Annotated in this window: 19 protein-coding genes and 1 pseudogene; 14 read left to right on the top strand and 6 right to left on the bottom strand. The window is 42.5% G+C overall.

Going from position 1 to position 21,805, the window contains the following annotated elements:
- Positions 1–5 precede the first annotated feature (5 nt).
- From ACVPPQ_RS05325 to ACVPPQ_RS05340, 4 genes are read left to right on the top strand one after another with little or no spacing between them, the layout of a single operon-like run.
- The gene (locus tag ACVPPQ_RS05325; RefSeq protein WP_463496223.1) at positions 6–836 is read left to right on the top strand and encodes a DUF4430 domain-containing protein; all 831 of its coding nucleotides are present in this window, start codon (positions 6–8) and stop codon (positions 834–836) included.
- Positions 785–1,717, top strand: a complete 933-nt coding sequence (locus ACVPPQ_RS05330) for an energy-coupling factor transporter transmembrane component T (RefSeq protein WP_463496225.1) — start codon at positions 785–787, stop codon at positions 1,715–1,717. Before ACVPPQ_RS05325 ends, ACVPPQ_RS05330 begins: the two co-directional genes overlap by 52 nt.
- Positions 1,696–3,342: an ABC transporter ATP-binding protein gene (locus ACVPPQ_RS05335; RefSeq protein ID WP_463496226.1), complete on the top strand. Its 1,647-nt coding sequence runs from the start codon at positions 1,696–1,698 to the stop codon at positions 3,340–3,342. The genes ACVPPQ_RS05330 and ACVPPQ_RS05335 overlap by 22 nt, the downstream gene beginning before the upstream one ends.
- Positions 3,339–4,034, top strand: a complete 696-nt coding sequence (locus ACVPPQ_RS05340; RefSeq protein WP_025083122.1) for an ECF transporter S component — start codon at positions 3,339–3,341, stop codon at positions 4,032–4,034. Before ACVPPQ_RS05335 ends, ACVPPQ_RS05340 begins: the two co-directional genes overlap by 4 nt.
- A 413-nt stretch (positions 4,035–4,447) precedes the next feature.
- On the opposite strand, the gene ACVPPQ_RS05345 is transcribed toward ACVPPQ_RS05340, so the two are convergent.
- The 3 genes from ACVPPQ_RS05345 to ACVPPQ_RS05355 all read right to left on the bottom strand — a co-directional run bounded on the left by ACVPPQ_RS05345 (position 4,448) and on the right by ACVPPQ_RS05355 (position 7,311).
- On the bottom strand, positions 4,448–5,431 hold the full coding sequence (locus tag ACVPPQ_RS05345; protein WP_463496228.1) for an alcohol dehydrogenase catalytic domain-containing protein: 984 nt from the start codon (positions 5,429–5,431) through the stop codon (positions 4,448–4,450).
- Positions 5,432–5,510: 79 nt separating this feature from the next.
- Positions 5,511–6,221 carry a DUF975 family protein gene (locus ACVPPQ_RS05350; protein WP_463496230.1) on the bottom strand — a complete coding sequence of 237 codons (711 nt, stop codon included), beginning with the start codon at positions 6,219–6,221 and terminating at the stop codon, positions 5,511–5,513.
- A 148-nt stretch (positions 6,222–6,369) separates the two neighbouring features.
- On the bottom strand, positions 6,370–7,311 hold the full coding sequence (locus ACVPPQ_RS05355; protein WP_463496340.1) for an NADP-dependent oxidoreductase: 942 nt from the start codon (positions 7,309–7,311) through the stop codon (positions 6,370–6,372).
- A gap of 479 nt (positions 7,312–7,790) precedes the next feature.
- Between ACVPPQ_RS05355 and ACVPPQ_RS05360 the strand changes: the two are divergent.
- Positions 7,791–7,841: pseudogene (locus ACVPPQ_RS05360) on the top strand (hypothetical protein); the annotation flags it as partial.
- Here the strand turns inward: ACVPPQ_RS05360 and ACVPPQ_RS05365 are convergent.
- A complete protein-coding gene (locus ACVPPQ_RS05365) occupies positions 7,840–8,796 on the bottom strand; it encodes a Dyp-type peroxidase (protein ID WP_025083125.1) in 957 nt (318 codons plus the stop codon). The pseudogene ACVPPQ_RS05360 and the gene ACVPPQ_RS05365 sit on opposite strands and share 2 nt — an antisense overlap.
- 195 nt (positions 8,797–8,991) lie before the next feature.
- On the opposite strand from ACVPPQ_RS05365, the gene spxB reads away from it, so the two are divergent.
- Together spxB and ACVPPQ_RS05375 are read left to right on the top strand one after the other, a co-directional pair.
- Positions 8,992–10,734: a pyruvate oxidase gene (spxB, locus tag ACVPPQ_RS05370; protein WP_463496232.1), complete on the top strand. Its 1,743-nt coding sequence runs from the start codon at positions 8,992–8,994 to the stop codon at positions 10,732–10,734.
- Between the two features lie 175 nt (positions 10,735–10,909).
- Complete coding sequence (locus tag ACVPPQ_RS05375) at positions 10,910–11,503, top strand: TVP38/TMEM64 family protein (protein WP_025083126.1); 594 nt, start codon at positions 10,910–10,912, stop codon at positions 11,501–11,503.
- A 1,098-nt stretch (positions 11,504–12,601) separates the two neighbouring features.
- On the opposite strand, the gene nhaC is transcribed toward ACVPPQ_RS05375, so the two are convergent.
- Both nhaC and ACVPPQ_RS05385 read right to left on the bottom strand, forming a co-directional pair.
- Positions 12,602–13,975 (bottom strand): Na+/H+ antiporter NhaC, encoded by a 1,374-nt coding sequence (gene nhaC, locus ACVPPQ_RS05380; protein WP_463496235.1) that lies wholly within the window; start codon positions 13,973–13,975, stop codon positions 12,602–12,604.
- A 392-nt stretch (positions 13,976–14,367) separates the two neighbouring features.
- Positions 14,368–14,652: a hypothetical protein gene (locus ACVPPQ_RS05385; RefSeq protein WP_463496237.1), complete on the bottom strand. Its 285-nt coding sequence runs from the start codon at positions 14,650–14,652 to the stop codon at positions 14,368–14,370.
- A gap of 141 nt (positions 14,653–14,793) precedes the next feature.
- On the opposite strand from ACVPPQ_RS05385, the gene ACVPPQ_RS05390 reads away from it, so the two are divergent.
- The 7 genes from ACVPPQ_RS05390 to ACVPPQ_RS05420 all read left to right on the top strand — a co-directional run bounded on the left by ACVPPQ_RS05390 (position 14,794) and on the right by ACVPPQ_RS05420 (position 21,713).
- A complete protein-coding gene (locus ACVPPQ_RS05390) occupies positions 14,794–15,306 on the top strand; it encodes a GNAT family N-acetyltransferase (protein WP_025083978.1) in 513 nt (170 codons plus the stop codon).
- A 110-nt stretch (positions 15,307–15,416) separates the two neighbouring features.
- Complete coding sequence (locus ACVPPQ_RS05395; RefSeq protein WP_463496239.1) at positions 15,417–15,947, top strand: hypothetical protein; 531 nt, start codon at positions 15,417–15,419, stop codon at positions 15,945–15,947.
- Positions 15,948–15,952: 5 nt separating this feature from the next.
- Positions 15,953–16,468, top strand: a complete 516-nt coding sequence (locus tag ACVPPQ_RS05400) for an Rrf2 family transcriptional regulator (RefSeq protein WP_025083976.1) — start codon at positions 15,953–15,955, stop codon at positions 16,466–16,468.
- A gap of 1,165 nt (positions 16,469–17,633) precedes the next feature.
- Positions 17,634–18,287 carry a WxL domain-containing protein gene (locus ACVPPQ_RS05405; RefSeq protein ID WP_463496241.1) on the top strand — a complete coding sequence of 218 codons (654 nt, stop codon included), beginning with the start codon at positions 17,634–17,636 and terminating at the stop codon, positions 18,285–18,287.
- Between the two features lie 114 nt (positions 18,288–18,401).
- Positions 18,402–19,451 carry a DUF916 and DUF3324 domain-containing protein gene (locus tag ACVPPQ_RS05410; protein WP_463496243.1) on the top strand — a complete coding sequence of 350 codons (1,050 nt, stop codon included), beginning with the start codon at positions 18,402–18,404 and terminating at the stop codon, positions 19,449–19,451.
- Complete coding sequence (locus tag ACVPPQ_RS05415; protein ID WP_463496245.1) at positions 19,441–19,821, top strand: LPXTG cell wall anchor domain-containing protein; 381 nt, start codon at positions 19,441–19,443, stop codon at positions 19,819–19,821. The genes ACVPPQ_RS05410 and ACVPPQ_RS05415 overlap by 11 nt, the downstream gene beginning before the upstream one ends.
- A 2-nt stretch (positions 19,822–19,823) precedes the next feature.
- The gene (locus ACVPPQ_RS05420) at positions 19,824–21,713 is read left to right on the top strand and encodes a WxL domain-containing protein (protein WP_463496247.1); all 1,890 of its coding nucleotides are present in this window, start codon (positions 19,824–19,826) and stop codon (positions 21,711–21,713) included.
- Positions 21,714–21,805 lie beyond the last annotated feature (92 nt).

Genomic DNA, 21,805 nt, shown 5'->3' on the forward strand with positions numbered 1-21,805 from the left:
TTCATATGTCGAAAAAAAGAATTATTGCGCTAGTTGCCAGTTTGTTGATTATTTTCGGAATCGGTTACGGTGCATACGCTAGTTTAACGCAGAATCATTCCGCGACCGCCAGCACGAGCCAGGTTTCAAAAAAGAAAACGAGTTCTAAAGATGCCCAACCTCAAGAAATTGGGTTAAAGGGTAAAGCTAAAGTTAAGAAATCAGCCAAGACGACTAAGGCTTCTAAAAAGGCGGAATCGATTAAAGCCGAATCTGAAAAGAAAGTCGCTGCTAGTCAAGCTAGTAGCAGTCAGAAAGTAGCGGCTCAAAAGGCAGCTCAAGCGTCATCAACTAAACAAGTTGCACAACAACAAGCTGACGCGACTTCAACTAGCCGGGCGGCGGTTCAATCGAAACAAGCCGTGGCTAGCCAAGCAACTAAACAACCAACGGCTAATACCAATCAACAATCACAAGCAACGACGCCAACAGCCCAACCAACGACTAAAAAAGTGACAGTTAGTGTCTATGGGCCAATGACTGAAGGCAATCAGTTAATCGTTAATCATGATTCAGTTGCCATGAACGACGGGGAAACGGTGATTGATATATTAAAACGAGATATGAGTAGTCACGGGATGGCCTTATCTTATAAGGGAACTGGTAGTGCAGTGTACGTAAAAGGCATTAATGGTTTGTTCGAATTCGATAAAGGTTCTCAGAGTGGCTGGATTTACCAAGTCAATGGGACATTCCCTAGCTACTCCTGTGGTAGTTATACTGTCAAGAGTGGAGATGTGATCAATTGGATGTATACGGAAAGTCTCGGCAACGATCGTCACGCGCCTCAGGGCTAAAATCACAACTTGTTTTTGATCAGTTAAATCCAATCGTTATTTTTGCGTATTATGTGATTGCGATTGCGTTTTCGATGGTCTTTATCCATCCAATCTTTCTAGTCGCCGAATTATTAGTGATTATTGCGGTTAATTTTAGTGCTAAACAACAAAAAAAGACCTTTGCGACTTTGCAAGGGGCCTTGTTTATGATGGTTTTTATCGTTGTGCTGAACCCGATTATTAATAACCGCGGGGCGCACATCATTTGGACAATTGGCGGGACGGTGATTACGGCTGAAGCGGTCGTTTATGGTCTATTAATGGCCCTTTCATTAGCGATACTGATGCTGGTTTTTGTTTCGTATAATCACAGTATGACCAATCATAAGTTTATGTATTTGTTTGTGCGAATTTCGCCACAACTAACGCTGTTGACGATGATTACGATGCGTTTTGTACCGCTGTTTATTCGGCGCTTTACGAATATCAAAAATGTTCAAAAAACGCGTGGTGTTCAGATGGAAACGGGTAAATTGCGAGAACGTGCGCATGCCGGCATGCGGTTAATGGAAGTGTTGTTAACCAATTCATTGGTTGAAGCATTGCAGACTGCTGATTCAATGACGGCCCGCGGTTTTGGCGCCCAAAAACGAACCAGTTATCAACGTTATCGCTTTACGCAACGTGATGGCTGGCTCTTGGCCGGTTTGGTCGGGATTAGTAGTTTTTGTTTTTGGCAAGCAAGTCACGGTGTTGGTCGGTTACCGATTTATCCAGTGCTAGGGTCGGTCCAACTGACCGGACCCGGTTGGTTGTGTTTATGGTTTGTATTAATAATTGATAGCTTACCGCTATTGTTAGAAGGATGGGAATATCTATGGTGGTCATTGCGCAAGTAACAAATCTAAATTTTCAATACGCCCTCGCGACGGAACCGAATTTAACGGCTATCAATTTAACGGTTAATAACGGCGATTTTATCACATTGGCTGGTAATTCTGGTAGTGGGAAAACGACATTATTACGTCAATTGAAAAAGGAATTATGGCCAGTTGGTGAACGTTCAGGTGAGATTGAATTTGAAGGACAGCCGCTTGTTGACCTACCGCAAAGCCAGAGTGCCCAGAAAATTGGGATGGTCTTCCAGAATCCGGATAATCAATTAGTGATGGATACGGTAATTCAAGAACTCGCCTTTTCGCTCGAGAATATTGGCGTCCCAAATGCCAATATTCAAAAACGAATTGCTGAATTAGTTAGTTTCTTAGGTTTTCAGGATCTATTGTATGCGTCTGTTCACGATTTATCAGGTGGGCAAAAACAGCTGGTTAATTTAGCATCGGTCTTAATCTTACAGCCAGATTTATTATTGTTGGATGAACCAACCGCCCAACTTGATCCGATTGCGACGAAGGAATTCATCAGCTTGTTGCAACGGGTCCACGATGAATTGGGGATTACGGTGATTATCAGTGAACATCATTTGGATGATATTTTACCGTTATCCAACCAATTATGGTTAATGGATCAAGGTCAAATCAGTTACCAAGGGTCAGTTACTGGCGGCTTACAAGCTATCTGGGAGAAACCGGCATTACGCGATTTCGTTCCCGATGTGCCACACGTTTTTTTGCAAAATGGGTTGATTCAACCAGACCAAATCACCGAATTGCCGCTAACCGTGGTGAGTGGTAAACAGCTGATTGAACAACGGCATTGGCAACTGCAGCATGTGCGACGTGCGATTAATGTCAGCCAAGCCGCACCGATTCTGAGCGTCAAGAATATTAGTTTCCAATACGAAAAGAACGATCCAATGATCCTAGAACATCTAAATTTAACGGTGCAAGCGGGTGATTGGGTCGCAATCGTTGGTAAAAATGGGACGGGTAAATCAACTTTGTTGAAAGCTTTGGTCGGATTGTTACAACCGCGTCGGGGTGAAATTAAGCTACAGCAGAAGAAATTGGGTAAATGGGCATCAGATGATTTATTCAAGACGCTAGGTTATTTATCCCAAACACCGAGTGACCATTTCAGTTACGATACGGTCCAAATGGAATTCTTTGAACGCGCGCAACAATTAGAGTTGCCAAATCCAACGGTTATTGCCCAGGAAATGTTGGCTAAATTAGGGATTACCTATTTAGCGGGACGCAATCCGCACGATGCCAGTGGTGGTGAACAACAATTGATTGCGTTAGGTATCATCTTATTGTCACAACCAAAACTCTTGTTATTGGATGAACCGACTAAGGGCCTTGATCCAGTGCGGAAGCAGCAATTAGGACAACTTTTACGGCAACTACAGAATGATGGTTTAACAATTGTGATGGCCAGTCATGATATGGAGTTTAGCGCGCGTTTTGCGACCCAATGTGCTCTCTTATTTGATGGTGAAGTGGTTTCCCAAGAAGAACCGTATGACTTTTTTGCCCATAATTTCTTTTATACAACGGCGGTTAATCGGATGTTGCGGTCGCAATTACCGGCCGCGTTGAATTGGGAGGAAGTACGCGTATGAAGTCAATTCTAAAAAATAGTTGGTCGTCGTTTGGCCTAGCATTTATCATTATGGCGATTTTCCTCCTCTTTATCGTCACACTTCAAGGCCAACACTTTCTACTGTTCAGTTTGATTTGTTTAGTGGCCAGTATGTTGCCGTTTTATTGGCGTTTTGAAACTCGGGATATTCGGGCCCGCGAGATTATTTTTATCGCAGTGCTGGCCGCGATTGCCGCAGTCAGTCGGGTACCATTCGCACCACTACCGAGTGTGCAACCAACTAGCTTTGTGATTATCGTTTCAGCGTTGGTTTTAGGCCCAGAATCAGGTTTTATCGTGGGCTCAACGGCGGCAATCGTCTCAAACATGTTCCTTGGACAGGGTCCATGGACACCGTGGCAAATGTTTTGCTGGGGGATGATGGGCGTCACCGCCGGCTTAATTGGCCGATATAAATGGGCTCAGAATAAGTATTGGCTCTGTGTCTTTGGATTTGTCTGGGGCTTCTTATTCGGGTGGATCATGAATCTATGGTACGTCGTGGCCTACGTTAATCCGTTGACGGTTAAAACGTTCATTGCCGCCTATGTAGCTAGCTTCTATTTCGATTTAGCGCACGCGTTGTCGAATGTCTTTTTTCTCTTCTTATTCTACGAATCGTGGTCCAGAATCATCAAACGATTTAAGATCAAATATGGGTTACTAGAATAAGAGCGCTGATCAAGCGGTTAAACCTTGAGCATAACCTAAGAATAGCCACTATGGTTTGAAGTTTAACCATAGTGGCTACTTCTGTAGTTAGGCGGAAAGGTTTGCTTGAGAAGCGCGTTTAAACAGAAGAGCGCTGACTCGAGTTGGTTAGGCTTTGAGGATTAACCTAAGGATACAGATTATGGTTGGGTTTAACCATAATTTGGATCCTGAAGTTAACCGGAAAAGGCTACTCGAGAAGCGCGTTTAAAAAATCAGAGTGTGTTGGTTGCGGGCAGCAACTGAGCATTAATAAAAATAGCGGATTATGACGATTTCCAGTCATGGTTCGCTATTTTAGATTAAGCGAAAGTTGTTGCAACCCAAAAAGACGTTAAATTCCATATCCGGAATTTAACGTCTTTTGAGTTCCATTAATAAACAATCACTTTTTTACCAGGCAAGTGACCGGTTGTTACTTCGGTTGTGATGGCATCGAAAGTTGCAACCGTTAGGCCGTGGTAATCTTGGGTTATAATCGGGTGTAGGGTGCCAGCTGTCATAAGGTCGGCGATTTGTTGCAATATCTGCCCTTGGCTCGCGACTTGATAGTTGTAATCCGTTTTGGTAAACATGTATTCCCACGCAAAAGAAATCGATTTGGCTTTCAAAGGGGTTAACGCCAGTGGTTCGGCGGTCCCGACAATTGAGCCGACTTGTCCAAACGGTTTGATTAACCGTGTGATTTCAGGGAGGTAGTCAGTCATATCGTATAAAACGGCAATCGCATCAAAGGCTTGATCGGGATAATCGGCTAGCGTTTTATGTGAACGATTATTATGGTAATCAATTGGAAAGTCGACGCCGTTGCTTGTTAACCAATCGAAATGACTGGGGCTACTAGTGGCATAGACTTCAAAACCGCTCCATTTAGCCAGCTGGCTCATGATTGAACCGACACCACCCGCGCCGTTGATGATTAATAGTTTTTTGCCCAAATTAGCATTGGCTTGGGCTGGAAAATGAAATTGTTCGAAGAGTAGTTCATAAGCGGTTAAGCTGACGAGCGGCAGACCGGCAGTTTCAGGTCCGGTTAGGTTGGTCGGGGTTAAGGCACAAATTGCGGCGTTCACGACTTGATAGTCTTGGAAACTACCGTCTTTTTGAGTCGTGCCCGCATAATAGACGAGTTGGCCCACGTGCCAAGCAGTGACGGCGGTGCCACAAGCGATGATTTCGCCGTAGCCGTCATAACCGAGGACGGTCTTAGTCACCGTTCGGCGTTTTAAGTCAACCGGATTCAAACTGGTAGCGAGGACTTTGATTAAGAGTTCGTCGGCGGCCGGCGTCGGGATTGTTCCTGAAGTGAGTTGCCAATTCAAATCGGCATCTAAGGTTATTTGGTGATTGATGGTCATAAAATCACGTCCTTTATGAGTTAGTTCCACCGTACAATAAAAAATAGCGATTCTCAAGTTTGAGAATCGCTATTGCTAATTAATCGACTAAGTCTTTGTAGAAAGCTGCGTAAGTTGCATTTTTATAAGGGGCTAACCAGATATACCCGATACCGAAAGTACAGCAAGCGAGAATATCCCAGCCAAGGAAGCTCAACTGAAGAACGAAGAGGCGCCATTTATGACCATCCATTAACTTACGACTCTTAGTAATGCAGTCAAAGTAGCTAACATCAGCTTCTGGATCAGCATCCGTTAAATCTTTAAAAATTAGATTTGCTTGCGAATAAGAATAAACTTTGATAATCCCAGGAATGATTAGTAAAAGGGTCCATAAGAAAGTAAAAAGATTAACAAGTAATTGAATCACAAAAACGCCTAAGAAATAGCGTTTCGAAAAGACGCTGAAGGTACCTTTCAGTGCACTAAAGTCAGCTTCTTTAGTCCGCAACCAATCGAGGGATGTAAAGCTAATCCCAACCATAATCAGGCTGATAACGAAACTACCGATGGTACTGCCGAATGGTGAACCAGCACTACCGCTGGCCCCATCAGCTGAACTACTGATGACATCAGGTGTAGTGGCCAAAAAAGCAAGTAGCGCCACAATTGCCATCCCACTAATCAGTAGCCCTAAAATCGTTAAAAGAACTGGTACTAAGTTTAATCTGACGGCCAATCCCCAATGGCCAGCAAATAGCGACTTAACTTCGCTTTTGAGTTCAGCGCGTGTTTTTGTTGAATTTTGCATTAAAACGTCCTCCTTTTGTTCAGTATCTTAAATTATACTATCAACCCCATTCATTAAGCAATTACTTTCTGTTAATGGGGTTAATTTGCAAACTGAACAACAAAAAATCATTAACAACTTTTAGATTGTTAATGATTTCGGTGCTTGCTTAGAAAGTAATCACAATTTTACCAGTCGCATGGTTCGTCGCACTCAATTGATGGGCTTGAATTAAGCCGGCTGCTGAAAAAGGAATTGTGGAATCAATCACTGATTTAACTTTTTTGGCCGCCATTAGGTCGGCAATCGCAGTGAGGTCAGCACCACTGGGCATCAACCAAATCGCTTTAAAGGTTAAAGCCGTATCCGCAATGATTGCGGGCGTTTGCTCAGCGGGACCGACAATCGAAATTTGCCGACCAGTTTGAGGATTTAAGACTTGCCAAGCATCAATCTGACTTTGGCCACCAAGGGTATCGATGACTAAATCAATGTTATGAATTTTATCGGTGATTTTTTCAGTTCGGTAATCAATTATTTCATCGGCGCCTAAGTCGCGAACGAGGTCGAAATGCTTGGCGCTAGTCGTTGTAATGACGTGGGCACCGGCTGCTTTGGCGAGTTGAATCGCGTAAGAACCGACACCACCTGAACCAGCTTGGACTAAGACGGTTTGCCCGGCTTTTAATTGACCGTGTTCAAAAAGAGCTTGCCAAGCAGTTTCACCGGCTAATGGCACAGCTGCTGCTTCCGCAAAAGAAATATTTGCGGGTTTGTGCGCTAACAAATGGTCATCAACCGCTGCGAATTCAGCGTAAGTCCCTCGATTAGTGGTGTCAGGGCGCGCGAAGACTTCATCGCCAACTTGCCAAGCGGTTACGTCAGCGCCGACTTGGGTGATGACGCCGGCTAAATCCCAGCCTAAAACGATTGGGAAAGGCCAGTCGAACATCTTCTGCAGGTAACCTTCGCGTAATTTCCAGTCAATCGGATTGATGGAAGTGGCTTTCACTTGGACTAATACTTGGTGTGCACCAAGTGTCGGGATGGGTAACGTCGCCATTTCTAATTGGTGTTCATCGCCGTATTGGTTGATCACAACGGCTTGCATCGTATCTGTCATTATCAAATCGCCTCATTATTTTCTCTTATAAAAAGTAAGTATACGGTAGTTTACCAAGTGTGAAATTGAAAGTCAAAGAATCGTCCTTGATAAATAAAGACCCGTTAATCAATAGCGATTAACGGGTCTTTATTTATGTGTGGGTTGCTTTGTAAACGCGCTTCTTGAGCAAACCTTTCCGCCTAACTACAAAATCTGCATTATGATTAAAATTCAAATCATAATGTAGATTCTTAGGTTATGCTCAAGGTTTAAACGCTCAATTAGCGCTCTAACGAAAACGCGCTTCTCGAGTAGCCTTTTCCGGTTAACTACGGAATTCAAACCACGGTTAAACCCGACCGTAATTTGAGTTCCTAGGTTAATCCTCAAAGCCTGACCAACTCGAGTCAGCGCTCTAAACGCGCTTCCAAGCCAACTTCTTCCGTTTAGCTACGAGTAATCAACTATGACTAAAACCGGTCATAATTGATTACTCTAGGCTATACTCAGAAGTTAACCGGGCTTGTCAGCGCTCTAAATTTCTTCTTCCGCTATCTTTGTTAATACTGTTTTTGATGGGATGAAGAATAAAGCGCCGGTGGTTGGTTCGCTGAAATCTAGTAGGTGATCGTAGTTGCCGGCTGGTTTGCCGACGAACATGTTGGTTAACATCCGTTTCGTAACGGCCCATTCGCGCGAATAACCGATGAAATACGTACCGGTCATTTTTTCGCCGGGGTTAGCGTAAGGGACGTTCATGCGAACGATTTTATGTTCAACACCGTCTTCGTTGTCTTGTGAAACGACGTTGTGGGCATTCGTTGGTTTTTCAGCATCACGTAATTCTAAATCAGAAAATTTCTTGCGACCGATTGTTTTTTCTTGTTCTTCAGTGGCGGTCTTATTCCAAGTATCCATCGCGTGGATATATTTCTGGGCAAAGGCGTATGAGCCATTTTCAAATTCGGGATCTTCGTCACCGACTAAGGCGTATTCAGCCGTTTCGTTAATCGCAGGATTTTCGGTGCCATCGATGAAACCGATGATTGCTCGGCCTTCAAAATAGCGGAAGCCGTGGGTTTCATCAATCGTTGTCACGTTGTCGCCGATGAATTGCATCAATTGATCCATAACTTCGTAACAAACGGCCATTTCTTTAGCACGAATATGGTAGAACAAATCGCCGCCCGTTGCGACCGCATCGTGTTTGGGGCTTGGAATGGTTGTAAAAGGTTCAAGCTGTTTTGGTTTGGGGGCGTTAGGGAACAAATAATCCCAAGCGTCAGAACCAATCCCAAACGCAACGCTTAAATGCGCATCCGGATAACGGATATTCATACTATTAATAATGGCTGGGAGACGCTCCGCCAATTCTGAAATCGCATCGCGATCACTTTGATAATCCTTACGGTGTAATTCCTGAGTTGTAAAAATAATATTTTCGCCAGCATCTTTAAAAACATCTTGGGCATCTTTTGGTTCAATAGCCATACTAACATCCTCCTCAAAAAACTGTTCATTATTAATAATCATTATTATCTAAGACACTGCAAGCATAGCAGAAAAGTGTCTTTGTTACCAGTCAAAACGGCTGAAATTAGTCGTTAAAATGCTTTTTAGTTTACCGCTTACATTGATGCTCGTATAATGGACATGAACGTTGAATTTTAATTGGAGGCTTTCTAATTGGTAGAAAAAATAAATGCATCAGATGCAATGTTAAAAGTCATGGAGGCGTGGGGTATCAACCACATTTTCGGCTTGCCTGGTGGCTCTTTTGATTCGACGATGAATGCGTTACACAATCGCCAAAAAACAATGCGTTATATTCAAGTTCGGCACGAAGAAGTGGGGACACTTGCCGCTGCCGGTGAAGCGAAGGTGACGGGTAAAATTGCCGCCGCGTTTGGTTCAGCTGGTCCCGGCGCCGTTCATTTATTAAATGGATTATACGACGCTAAATATGATAACGTTCCGATGTTGGCTTTAGTTGGTCAAGTAGCGACGAATATGATGAACACTGATTATTTCCAAGAAATGAATGAAAATCCAATGTTTGCGGATGTCGCGGTCTACAATCGGACGGTCATGACTGCGGCGCAAATGCCGGCGGTCGTCGATCAAGCAATCCAACAGGCCTATAAACACAATGGTGTCGCGGTCGTCACGATTCCAACTGATTTAGGTTGGCAAGCAATCGACGATAATTTCGAACCAACGGCCAATCTATTCCAACAAGGCCATTATCCGTTACCACGGACGACTGATATTACTGATGCTTTGAAATTGATTAAAGCGGCCAAACACCCGATTATTTATTTTGGCCAAGGTGCCAAAGCCGCGGGTCAACAAATCGGGGCTTTATCAGAGAAATTAAAAATGCCAATGATGTCTTCAGCATTGGCGAAAGGCATTATCGCTGATCAAAACCCAGCTTACATGGTTTCGGCTGGCCGGGTCGCGACCAAACCGGGGGTTGATTTAGCGAAAGCTGCCGATTTAATCCTCTTCGTTGGTAGTAATTATGAATTTGGCGCGTATTTCTTCAAACCAGACGCTAAATTTATTCAAATTGATATTGATGCCACTAAAATTGGTCACCGCCACCATGTCGATGTCGGTATTTTGGCGGACGCTAAAACGGCCTTACAAGCCTTATTAGATGCTAGTCAAATGGTTGAAACGCCAACTGATTTCTACCAAGCTGCCATGGCTAACAAAGCCAACTGGGAAGATTGGAAAGCTGGTTTTACTGAGAGTGATCAAGTCCCAATGCGGGTCGAACCCGTCTTCAAAGCGATTAATGAAATGGCGAATGACGATGCCATTTTTAACTTAGATGTCGGCAACGTTTCAATCGACGGCGTGCGGTTCTTAGACATGCATCCGGGTCAAAAGATGACCTTATCAGCTTGGTACGCCACAATGGGCTGTGCGGTGCCAGCCGCGATTGGTACCCAAACCGCTTTTCCTGATCGTCAAGTTTGGTCAATCAGTGGTGATGGTGGCTTCACGATGGTCATGCAAGATATCATTACGCAAGCCAAATATCAGATGCCAATCATCAACGTTGTGTTAAGCAACGATTCATTCGGATTCATTGAAGCGGAACAAGATGATAAAGGCCAACCCCATTCAGGCGTGGCCATCCAAGGTGCGGATTACGGTGCAGTCGCAACCGCACTCGGAGCACAAGGGTTCACGGTGCATAATTTAGCTGAACTAAAAACCGCCTTTGCAGCCGCTAAAATTGCTAAGGGGCCGGTTGTAATCGATGTGAAGATTGCCAACGAACGACCATTACCAGTTGAACAATTGGTGATTGATCCCGAAACGCAAGACCCACAAGCCGTTGAAGCGTTTATTAAAAAGTATCACGCTCAAGGGTTAATCCCATTTAGAGCAATATTGGAACAATACGAGGCATAAAATTAGCGTTGTGGTTAGTGCGTCTTATAAAATAGTGAATACGAATCAGTATTCGCTGTTTTATTGTCGGCTATCAAATCATTAAGATTTTATAAATCAGACTATCGGCGGACAACAACGCGTGTGTTAATGTGCTAAATTATAAATAAAGTGATAACTAGGAAGGGTGACGGGGATGAGTGCGGTAATCTCAAGACGGTTGATTAGTATGACATCGATCATGGCATTAATCGGCAGCATTGCGCTAGCAGTTTATTGGTCACGATTAGGATTATTCAGTAACACAACGGCCTTACAGCATTACCTGGGGCAGTCAGTGATGGTTGGACCGATTATTTTTATCACGATTCAAATCATTCAAGTCGTCATCCCGGTCATTCCGGGCGGGATTAGTACCGCAGCCGGCGTGCTCGTCTTCGGGCCCGTCTGGGGTTTCGTTTATAACTACGTGGGGATTGCGATTGGTTCCATTTTCAACTTTTTACTGGCGCGCCAATTCGGCAAACCGTTTATCCTCCACGTGATTAGTGAAAAAACCTATGATAAATATATTGGCACGATTACTGAAAAGAAAAATTTCACCCGCTTCTTCGCACTCGCTATCTTCCTACCGGTCGCACCGGATGATGTGTTATGTTTGATGGCTGGCTTAACCGAAATGTCATTGAAGAAATTTACCTGGATTATCATCTTGTGCAAACCCGCATCGATTATCGCATACAGTTTCGCACTCGTTTACGGTGGCCAATTCTTAATGGGCCTCTTCTAAAATTAAAGCAAACAAAAGGTTAGTCCGAAAAATAAACTGTGACAGCACTCGGTTATCAATCGAGTATCAAGTTAAAATAACTGATTATCCCGAACTGAGGATAATCAGTTATTTTGATTTGAACGGAAATTGATGAGTTCTGGCGCGCGTCAAAAAAAGTTCGTTTAATATTGGACTATTAAGACTTATACCACAGTCTTTTTTGGTATTCACTTAATCACGAAATGACAATATCTATAGTATAATTGAAGAATAGAATTGGTGAGTAAAAGTAGGAATTGATGAGTAAGAAATAATTGGAAGATAAGCGAGTAGAATAATTAATAATAAATCGAAAGTTATTTTAGAATTCAAGAAAAATTTTGTTCCAAAAACGTAATTGAATATGTAGCCGTTACTGCAAAACGCCAGACTCTGTCAATCAAATATTGACTCTAGGAGGTGAGCGTCTTGCGAAAAACAAAAGGAGAATCGTTCATGAGTCTGTTTTTACAGATTCTTGCTGCGGTTAAGCTAATCTTGGTCATCTGGAAATAGATCCAAGATTTAATTGATCGCAATAAAAAAAGCCGCTAGTTAGCGGCCAATCAACTTTTGCAATGCGACTACGTGAGGCGAGGTGTTGGACGACACCTTGCCTCTTTTGCATGGTTTTAGTATAACATGGAATTAATGGTAATGAATGAAAAAGAATTGTTAAAAGATGCTCAAGGTTTAAACGCTCAATCAGCGCTCTAACGAAAACGCGCTTCTACATGCAAGTTCCTGTGCTTAGCTACGTTTCGCAAACAAAGTCCATAACCCGGACTTTATTCACGAAACTAGGCTAATGCTCAGAACTTATCCGCATGTATCAGTGCTCTAAACGCGTTCCTTGAGCAATCTTCTCCGTCTAACTACATAATGACAATTGTGGTCAAGACCAACCACAATTATCATTATTAGGTTATACTCGAAGATTAAACGCCCAAGTCACGCTCTAACGAAAACGCGCTTCTACATGCAAGTTCCTGTGCTTAGCTACGTTTCGCAAATAAAGTCCATAGCCCGGACTTTATTCACGGAACTAGGCTAATGCTCAGAACTTATCCGCATGTATCAGCGCTCTTTATGTTTGAGTCCTATTCCCGTTACTGCGCTTAGGATTGAGAAGATTGGGGAGAGGATGCTGAAGAAGCAGAATGGTAGGTAGCTGAGGGTTGGGACGCCTAGTGTGTTGGCGGCGAAGACGCCGGCGACGCCCCATGGGATCAAGTAGTTAATGACAGTTCCGCCGTCTTCTAAGGCACGGCCGAGGGCGAGGTTGCTTAAATCAGATTTTTCAAAAGTTGATTTGAAAGCCTTGCCGGGCAGAATCACGGATAGGAATTCTTCACCGATAAAGAGGTTGACGCCAATGCCGGAAGCAATCACGGCGCTGATCAATTGACCAGGTGTTTGCAAATGTTTGGCCAAGGGCGTCATCACGCGTTCGATTAAACCGAGTCGCATTAGTAAGCCACCTAAGGTTAAGGTGAGAATAATCAAGGCGACGGTGCTGAGCATACTGTTAATACCACCGCGCGAGAGCAAAGCATTGATGCTTTGGTTGCCGGTATGCGCAACGAAGCCGTTTTCGATGAGGTTAGCGATTGTTTGGAGTGATGTGTGTGGATTGTGGAAAAAGATGAGGCCAATCGAAACGGCGATGTTCAAAAATAACGTTGGAATGGCTGGCATTTTTAAACGGGCACAAACGAAAATTAAGATAATTGGAATTAAGGCCAATAAACTAATGTGTGAATTAGCTTTCAAAATCGCGACGGTTGTGTGAATCTTGGTCAACGAAGCGTCTTGTGACGTGTGGCCAATAATGGCGTATAGAATTAGGGCGCCGACAAAGGCAGGAATCGTAGACCACATTAGATTTTTGATGTGATCGAACAAATCAGTTTCAGTGACGGCGGCCGTTAAATTGGTTGATTGAGATAGTGGGGATGATTTATCACCGAAAATCGCGCCGGAAATGATTGCAGCGGCGACAATTGTGGTATTCAAACCGAGGGTGGCGCCGATGCCGAAGAAGGCGATACCGACCGTTGAAATCACGGTAAAGGCACTGCCGATAGCACTCCCAACGAGCGCGCAGACGACGAAAATCGACGGGATGAACCAATGCACGTTGACGATTTGAAAGCCCCAAACCATCAAGGTCGGAATCACGCCGGCCGCCATCCAAGTACTGATCAGCGCGCCGACTAGAATAAAGATAATGATGGGGATAATCCCGCTTTTGAGACCATCTTCAATCCCACCATGAATCTCGGCCCACTCAAAACGGTGAATGCGAGCCCACAACATTAATAAAGCAATCGTGGCAAGTACTGGGGTTTGGGGTGATAAATGAAAAATTATCACGCCGCTACCCATAATGATTAACATTCCGATTAAGACCAAGCTGGCCTCTAGTAAACTAATTGATTTTTTTGACATGCTAAAACATCCTTTTCATATTGTAATCTAAGGTTGAATCGTCAAAAAATAATATCGTAATAAGCCGCCGCAAGTTCGTTGTTGCATATCGGTCTCCTCCGCTTCCACAAAAAAATCCCTACCTCGCATATGCGAAATAGGGACGATCAGGAAACCGCGGTACCACCCAGTTAATTCACCAATTTTAAGACAGTGAACCACTCTGACAGGGGATAACGGACCTGTTACGACCGAAACTAGCATTCAGTATTTCGACAACATTACCCTGATCGGTTCGCAGCAACCACCGACTTCCTGACCCACAGATAATGCACTACTTAGTTTGAATGACACGTGTTTAAGAATTGTTATTAAATTTACGATAGATAACTATAAAAGTCAAGCAGCAAGTTTTAGAAAAAATTGCTATCTTTGAAATTATGGCTATAATCAATTTGGAAGTCACTGGGATTAATCCCGGATAATTGGACGAATCGGGCTTCGAATTCTGGAATCGGAAAATCGGTCCAAATCCGAAAACTATTTTTAGTGTAGGTCGCCCAATCGCAGATCTGGGTGATTTGTGGATAATCATGTAGATCAGCTGGGGTGTCACCGATGAATTGAATCAGATAGTCATAGGCTTCAGCTTGTTCTGAGACGGTGGAGAATGCGTGGAAATAATCGCGAATTGTCATAGGGCTACCAACTTTCAACTGTGTGAATTTCAACACTAATTATAAAGAAAAAAGTGGTCTAGGACTAATTTTTTTGCCTATCCTTAACCGAAATGTAAAGTTTAAGCGCGCTAAAAAGTTGATTCAAAGGAGTTTTAAGGGATGATAATCACAACCAATCAATTATTAATTCGGGCATTTCAATCAAACGACACGGAAGCGGTCTACCAAATTGGTAGCAATCCAGAGCTGACGCAACCGTTGAATATGACGGCGTTTCAATCTGACGCAGAAGCCCAACGTTTTTTACAGATGTTGCAAACCGATCCGGATGCTTGGGCGCTGACCTTGAAAACGACGCAAGAAGTTTGTGGGATTGTGATGTTGGCACCGAATTTAGCGGCCGACCAAGTCAGTGTGGCCGGCTATGAATTGAGTTTTGCGCTCTTACCAGCCTTTCAAAAACACGGGTTGATGAGCACCGCATTGCCTGCGATCATGCAACATTATCAGCAAACACAAGCGGTGACGGTTTTTAACGCCGCGTGCTTCTTAGACAACCGCGATTCACAAAAACTATTGCTTAAATTAGGCTTTCAAGCAGACTATCAAACCCAATTACCAGCCTATTTAGGCGGTCAAACCGTGCAATACTTTCGTTATTTAATTATCTGAAAGTCCACAAGATTAAAAAGAAAGTGTTTTCATTAAAATGCCATGTTAAATGCTCTTTTTATCACTAACCTGTGGTATAATCGGAATGAAAGACAAATGGGGGTTATCAAATGGCGAATGAAAATGACCAAGCCTTTGCAAGAAAACTGGCAAAAATTGAGGCGGATTCTAGTTTAACGATTCTATCGAGTATGAATCAAGCAAATGATGAGAAAGTTAATCAGTACATCGTGTATACTGATTATCGAGAAGGTAGTCAACAAACAACTAATTCAGTTTTTGTGTACACACCGTACGCTAATGTGGACAAGTTCGGTCATTCTAAGGTCGAATTTCAAGCGCAACTCTTATTTGAAACGAACAAATGGAAAAAACAAATGCACATGACGGTTTTAGAAACGTTAGGTGCTGAAACACGCTTAGCCGTTTATGATTTCCAAAACCTCGGTCTAGCACAATTAGCGTTAAAAGCATTTTGTAATTTAGCCAATAAAGCTGAAATTGAACAAATTAATGGTAATATTAGTACGTTCGATCAAGAAAGTTTTAAAAAGGTCGCACATATTCTAAAGAAATATGATTTCGAGGTTCAATCAGAACCAGACCAAGCTTCAGGGACCTTCATCAAAAAAAGGGGATAAGACTGATGCAACTGACACGGGCTTTTGAACAAGCAACTTGCATTATTGTATTGCTAGCAACTCAGGATCCGGAACACCCAATCTCATCAGAAGTCATCCATCATCGTTTGGGTGGCTCGCAGACATACTTACGCAAGATTATTCGGCGGTTAGTCGTGGCGGGATTGGTTAAATCGGCTTCTGGGAATAGCGGTGGTTTTACTTTGGCACGTCCATCGAGTGAAGTCTCAATATACGACGTTGTTTTAGCCACTGAAGGTCAGATTAAGTCTTATCCAGATTCCGGCAAATTGGATACCGTCTTCAACGATTTCCAGCCGGTTGCCAAACAAGGGACCCTCATCATTAACGCAGCGTTCCACAAAGCTGATATGTTATGGGCCAACGAATTGAAGAAACAAACCGTTTCGGCGTTAATTATCGAAACCATCGGCCACGAAGCAATCCCAGTCATCGACTGGAACCAATCGGCCGAACAACGCGAAATGTTGATCCAGAAAGTCATTAAAAATTTAAAGTAGAGCGCTGACTGAGCTGGTCAGCTTCTGAGTATAGCCTAAAATAAAGAATTGTGGTTGAACTTGACCATAATTGTCATTATGTAGTTAGGCGGAGAAGATCGCTCAAGAAGCGCGTTTAAGATGAGAGTGCTTTTGGTTGCGGTAGCAACTGAGCATTAATTATAAATAACCGGTAATCTTGCACTTAAGATTATCGGTTATTTTAGATTAAGCGGAAGTTGTTGCAAGCAAAAGCACGTTTTGGTTAGAGCGCTCATCCATGTGGTAAGTTCTGAGCATTAGCCTAGTTTCGTGAATAAAGTCTGGGCTTTAGACTTTGTTTGCGAAACGTAGCTAAGCACAGGAACTTTCATGGATTAGCACGTTTAAAAAAGTACACCATCCGTTCTAGTCAGCAATTAAATAGTAACGATAGAGGTAACCGGTCATCTTGATTTTAAGATTGCCGGTTATTTTTGATTAACAAAAATAAATTGGCAGCGGAATAGATGTTTGTTCCAAAAACTAAACTAGCACTAAAAAAAGCAAGAATCGTTGTATTCGTAAGAATTGGTCTTTGCTTTTTTGGCGTTTCATTAATTTATGATGAGATTAGCGGTTAGTAGCCGAAAATGGTTATTTCGGGGTGATATTTGCAGGAAATGAATAAATAAAATTGTAAAAAATGACGAGAAAGCCGTCTGTAGCAATGAAAGGTTGCGTGCTAAATAACATGGCGCCATTAATTTAACGGCAGACTCTAATTAAACAATCGATATATTTATTTTTATAATTATGATTAAAATTGATGAAAATTGTATGGCATACAATTTGCACTAAAAATATTAACAAGGGCAATAAACGTTGATACGTCAATGTTTACAGATGATCACAAGTGAACGCTAAAGGGCGGCTAAAAAATGCTTTATCAAAGTATTTCCATGGATTTAAATGAAAACGAAAGGTTTCAAATGTAAATAATCGTTGATATAATAGCATATACATTGAATTCACTGCTTATGAAAACTAATTTAATTTACAATATTAACAATGCTCATAATCATAAAATATTTTATAGCTAAATGATTGACCTTAAGAACGTTAATGATATATAATACATTTGTCAGCGAGTAGTTGACCACGAAATTAATATCAAATTTTAATAATTCACGGGAGGAATTATATTATGAAAACAAAATTATTCTCAGCAGTAGCAGTATTGGCTTTACTTGCACCAGCAGCATTATCAATGGGGTCAGCATCAGCAGCAAATACGATTGCTACTGATAAACAAAGCGGGACTTCAGATGCTAAATTCACTGTTAAGACAACACCGGTTGATCCTACAGACCCTACTGATCCTAATGGTAAATTACAATTACAAGCAGTTCCTGATTTCGATTTCGGTGAAATCCAAACAAGTGATATCTATAAAGGGATCACTAAAGCAGCAACAGGTGCTGATCAAACATTAGTTGTTTCTGATTTACGTGCGGACGCAGGAGATGATTGGGATTTAACAGCATCTATGACTACATTTAACGGGACAACAACTAACCTTACAGGTTCAGTTGATTTAACAGCAACAAAGGTTAGTACAGCCACAGCCTCAGACATTACTGCTGTAAACGTATTAACTGACGGAACTGCTTCAGCTGTTGCTTCTAAAGCTGCCGGCACCCATGGTATCTCAACATACACATTTGCTGCTGCAGATAACAAAGTAACCATTGATCCTAACGCTGCTGCTACCTTCACTGATGGCGAAGCTGTTTCATCAACAATTACTTGGACATTAAAATCAGCTAAACCAGTTGTAACACCACCAACAGCACCATAATTCAAACCAACTAGTCTGGATTGCGGTATAATGGTATTAACAAGTAAATGAAAGATTGACTAAGGGGCAGGCAAAGCGATTTGCCCACCCCTTATTTTTATAGGAGGCAGACTATTGTTGAAGAAGAGAAGTTTAATTGCAGTATTGAGTATGATGGCATTGTTAGTGGGTATCGGGATTGGAATCCATCCGACACACGCTGCGAGTGGTGCGGAATTTACGATCACTCCAGTGTATGGCTTGGGTCAATCGGATAAGTCGGCGGGGTATTTCTCGATTACGGCGAAACCGGGTGAATCGTATCCGTTAACTGTCAACGTGTTAAATCTAAATACAAAGCAATCAAATGACTTTGACGCACAAGTCATCAAAGCCTCCACGTCGAATACTGGTACGATTGATTATGGGGTTAGCACTCAAAAAATGGTCAAAACAAAGGCGCCACTCTTACCCGATTTAGTGTCTAAAGCAACACGGAAGCAATCGATTACGTTAGAACCAGGCGCTAACAAAGATGTGACTTTCCAAGTGGAAGTCCCTAAAAAAGGCTTTAAAGGTCTAATTTTAGGGAGTGTCTATGTTAAACGGACCTCCACTCATCAAACCACACCTAAGAAGAGCGTCGGTATTCAGAACGCTTTTGCGATGACTATCCCAGTTTTGATTTCACAAAATTTGAATCAACGGCTAACACCTAAAATCGCTTTAACGAGTGCTAAATTAGTTGCTGGTTCCGGTGTGCCACAGGTTAGAGGTCGAATTGCTAATTCAGCACCAACGATGTTTGGCGAGATTAAGATCAATGCTTGGGTCACCAAACGGGGTCAAACTAAGAAACTCTATCAGAAAAAAGCGGATAAATATGAAATGGCACCCCGTTCAACGTTCGAATATAGTATTGATACCAATAATCAGTTGTTACCAACTGGACGTTATACAATGCACGTCAAGATGGTTTCAGGCAAAAAAACATTCAATACAAAACATAATTTCACAGTCAGTGGTGCAGCCCGTGAGAAGGTTAACCAACAATTAAATAATCCAGAAAAACCAGGTCCAAACTGGTGGCTATGGGGTTCATTAATTGCGTTGCTCATTCTAGTCGTTGCGCTGATGGCTTATCTAGTAGGTCGAAAAAGAGGTGTAGGAGATCATGACGCATAAGATTACAAAGTCGTTTATCGCATTTCTAGCGATATTCTTGGGGACTTTTGTACTATTGAATAGTCAACCGACACAGGCAGATACTAATAGTACCGTTAATTTTACGATTAACGTTGATGCCCCGGCTCCAGGAACTGGTGGCAATGGTAATGGAAGTGACAACGGTTCTGGCAATGGCGGTGGCGTTGAACAACCGCACATTCCGGGTAACGGTCAAGAAATCCATTATCAAGCGGATGGTAATAATCCAGGGAAATTACCACAAACTGGGGTTTTACAAAATTCAATTTTAGTTTTAGTCGGGATGAGTTTAATCCTGATGGTTATTATTTGGCGCCAAACACGCCGCGAAACTGAGAAGGAGGGGTAATGATGAAGACTAAGCAAGCAATCTACTTAGGGCTCGCTATTTTATTAAGTAGTGCTAGTCTCACTAATCTTCCAACTCAAGTTAGTGCAGCAGAAAGTAGCGCTAGCTCAAGCGTTTCAAGTAGTGAAGTGAGTCAAAGTTCAGATTCAAAAGAGAGTGCAACATCAACGTCAGAAAGCGCTAGTAGTGAAAGTAGCCAATCGGTGATGTTGTCGAGTAGTAGTCAAAATTCTGAGGCGAAAAGTACTGAAAGTACAACAAATAAAAAGGCAGCAACACAGTCTAAAATGGCTGTTTCGCCAGTAGTTGAACCCGCTGCACCAACAGAAGGTGTTAAAACACCAAACTGGGGTGGTATATATATCGTTATTCCTCTTTTAACTGGGTTTACAAAACAGCCACAAGCAGAACAATATCTTGTAGCAGATTCTACGACTAAACAAGCAACAGCAGATTTATCTTTTAGTATTGCTTATTGGTGGGCCCCTGTATTTGGTAGTAGTGCAAACATAACGCCTACTAGGTGGACACTTAATGCTGACGGACAAACATGGACGAAGTCGACTGATACAGTTATTAAACAGAGTGGACTTACTGGGAATCCAACCGTTACCAATAAAACAAAATTATCAGTCGGGACTTATTATTTCCAATACTCTGCTAGTCTTCGTGATTTCTTGGTGACTTATACTGATAAAGTATCAAAATTAGTAAAGGTTAAAGTGCTTGCCGGTCCGGTTGAAGCAGATAGCATTGCTGTTGCTGTACCGCCGGTAATTTTTGAAAAAGCAAATTATGCTGGTACCGCAACAACGAGTCCAGTAGATGCAACTGGTGCTATTGCTTGGAAGAGTGATCCTCTGTATGGAAATATCACATGGGCTCAAGCGACCGGACGTAATTCTGAATTTACTTTTAACCAACCAACAGATGTCAATATAAGTACAACTGATCCTGGTATCAAAAGAAGAATTTCTGCAACCATTACTAATACAGATGGTGGGACTAAGCTTGGTTACACCGATCCCTTTACTGGTGGATTGAGGGCTAAAACAATGGCTGCTAATGCCGGCGGAACTTGGGGCTTAGATACTCAGGGGCTCGCTGATTTGGAGACAGCCGTCAATCCAGGTGATAGTCTTAAGGTTGCTTGGACCTACAAGTGGCAATATAGTAAGGATGGCGGGAGTAACTTTACAGATATGAAAGATGGGGATGGTGTTTCTAATTCCTCGGGGACTGCAAATAGTGCTAACGAATTGAGTACCACAGCTAAGCAGTTAACTTTTGATAAAACAAGTGCTTTCATTAAAACCGCATCTACAGCAACAACACCTTATGTGATGCGTGCTGTATTAGGTTCAATAACTACTGCAGACGACGGTAGCACAACGAAAACTACGTATAATTCAAATAAAGCACGTTTGACTGTAACCCCAGCGGTGGGAGCTCTTTCCTTAGACGCTGTGCCAGATTTTAACTTTGGCCAATTAACCGCTTCTCAGCTGTATGATGGGACGTTGGATTCAACTACAGCACCAACTGCTGAATCTGATTTAACGGTCACTGATACACGAGTACCAGCAAGTGGTGATACCAATGATTGGACGTTAAAGGCATCTGATGTTGAGTTCAAATCAACGAGTAATTCGTTAAATCCGATTACATTACACTTATCGAATATCTTAGGCGCAACTGAAGAAAAGGATATAACGACGAGTGAAAATACAATTAGCACAAAAGCGACTGCGACTGCAGATACTTCAAAAGTGAAGGCGCAACTGCTGATGAATCCTAATCCGAAGATTCAATTAACGGATGGCGAAGCTTTTACAAGTACGATTACGTGGGATTTAACAACCACACAACCAGCTGCATTAGCGGCAAAATAACGATTTGAAAAAGCACAATCGAAACTGAGTGATTGGTCAACATTGTGTTTTTTCTAAAATAACTAGTTGACCTACTTAAGTGGTCAGAAAAA

The sequence above is a fragment of the Latilactobacillus parafuchuensis genome (assembly GCF_055271665.1).

Bases quoted from the DNA above. Each gene is read 5' to 3' on its own strand.
- ACVPPQ_RS05345 (WP_463496228.1), bottom strand. From the start codon at position 5,431: ATGACCATCAATCACCAAATAACCTTAGATGCCGATTTGAATTGGCAA.
- ACVPPQ_RS05415 (WP_463496245.1), top strand. From the start codon at position 19,441: ATGACGCATAAGATTACAAAGTCGTTTATCGCATTTCTAGCGATATTC.
- ACVPPQ_RS05420 (WP_463496247.1), top strand. From the start codon at position 19,824: ATGAAGACTAAGCAAGCAATCTACTTAGGGCTCGCTATTTTATTAAGT.
- ACVPPQ_RS05340 (WP_025083122.1), top strand. From the start codon at position 3,339: ATGAAGTCAATTCTAAAAAATAGTTGGTCGTCGTTTGGCCTAGCATTT.
- ACVPPQ_RS05325 (WP_463496223.1), top strand. From the start codon at position 6: ATGTCGAAAAAAAGAATTATTGCGCTAGTTGCCAGTTTGTTGATTATT.
- ACVPPQ_RS05400 (WP_025083976.1), top strand. From the start codon at position 15,953: ATGCAACTGACACGGGCTTTTGAACAAGCAACTTGCATTATTGTATTG.
- ACVPPQ_RS05375 (WP_025083126.1), top strand. From the start codon at position 10,910: ATGAGTGCGGTAATCTCAAGACGGTTGATTAGTATGACATCGATCATG.
- ACVPPQ_RS05385 (WP_463496237.1), bottom strand. From the start codon at position 14,652: ATGACAATTCGCGATTATTTCCACGCATTCTCCACCGTCTCAGAACAA.
- ACVPPQ_RS05395 (WP_463496239.1), top strand. From the start codon at position 15,417: ATGGCGAATGAAAATGACCAAGCCTTTGCAAGAAAACTGGCAAAAATT.
- ACVPPQ_RS05355 (WP_463496340.1), bottom strand. From the start codon at position 7,311: ATGCAAGCCGTTGTGATCAACCAATACGGCGATGAACACCAATTAGAA.
- nhaC (WP_463496235.1), bottom strand. From the start codon at position 13,975: ATGTCAAAAAAATCAATTAGTTTACTAGAGGCCAGCTTGGTCTTAATC.
- ACVPPQ_RS05350 (WP_463496230.1), bottom strand. From the start codon at position 6,221: ATGCAAAATTCAACAAAAACACGCGCTGAACTCAAAAGCGAAGTTAAG.
- ACVPPQ_RS05405 (WP_463496241.1), top strand. From the start codon at position 17,634: ATGAAAACAAAATTATTCTCAGCAGTAGCAGTATTGGCTTTACTTGCA.
- ACVPPQ_RS05335 (WP_463496226.1), top strand. From the start codon at position 1,696: ATGGTGGTCATTGCGCAAGTAACAAATCTAAATTTTCAATACGCCCTC.
- ACVPPQ_RS05390 (WP_025083978.1), top strand. From the start codon at position 14,794: ATGATAATCACAACCAATCAATTATTAATTCGGGCATTTCAATCAAAC.
- ACVPPQ_RS05365 (WP_025083125.1), bottom strand. From the start codon at position 8,796: ATGGCTATTGAACCAAAAGATGCCCAAGATGTTTTTAAAGATGCTGGC.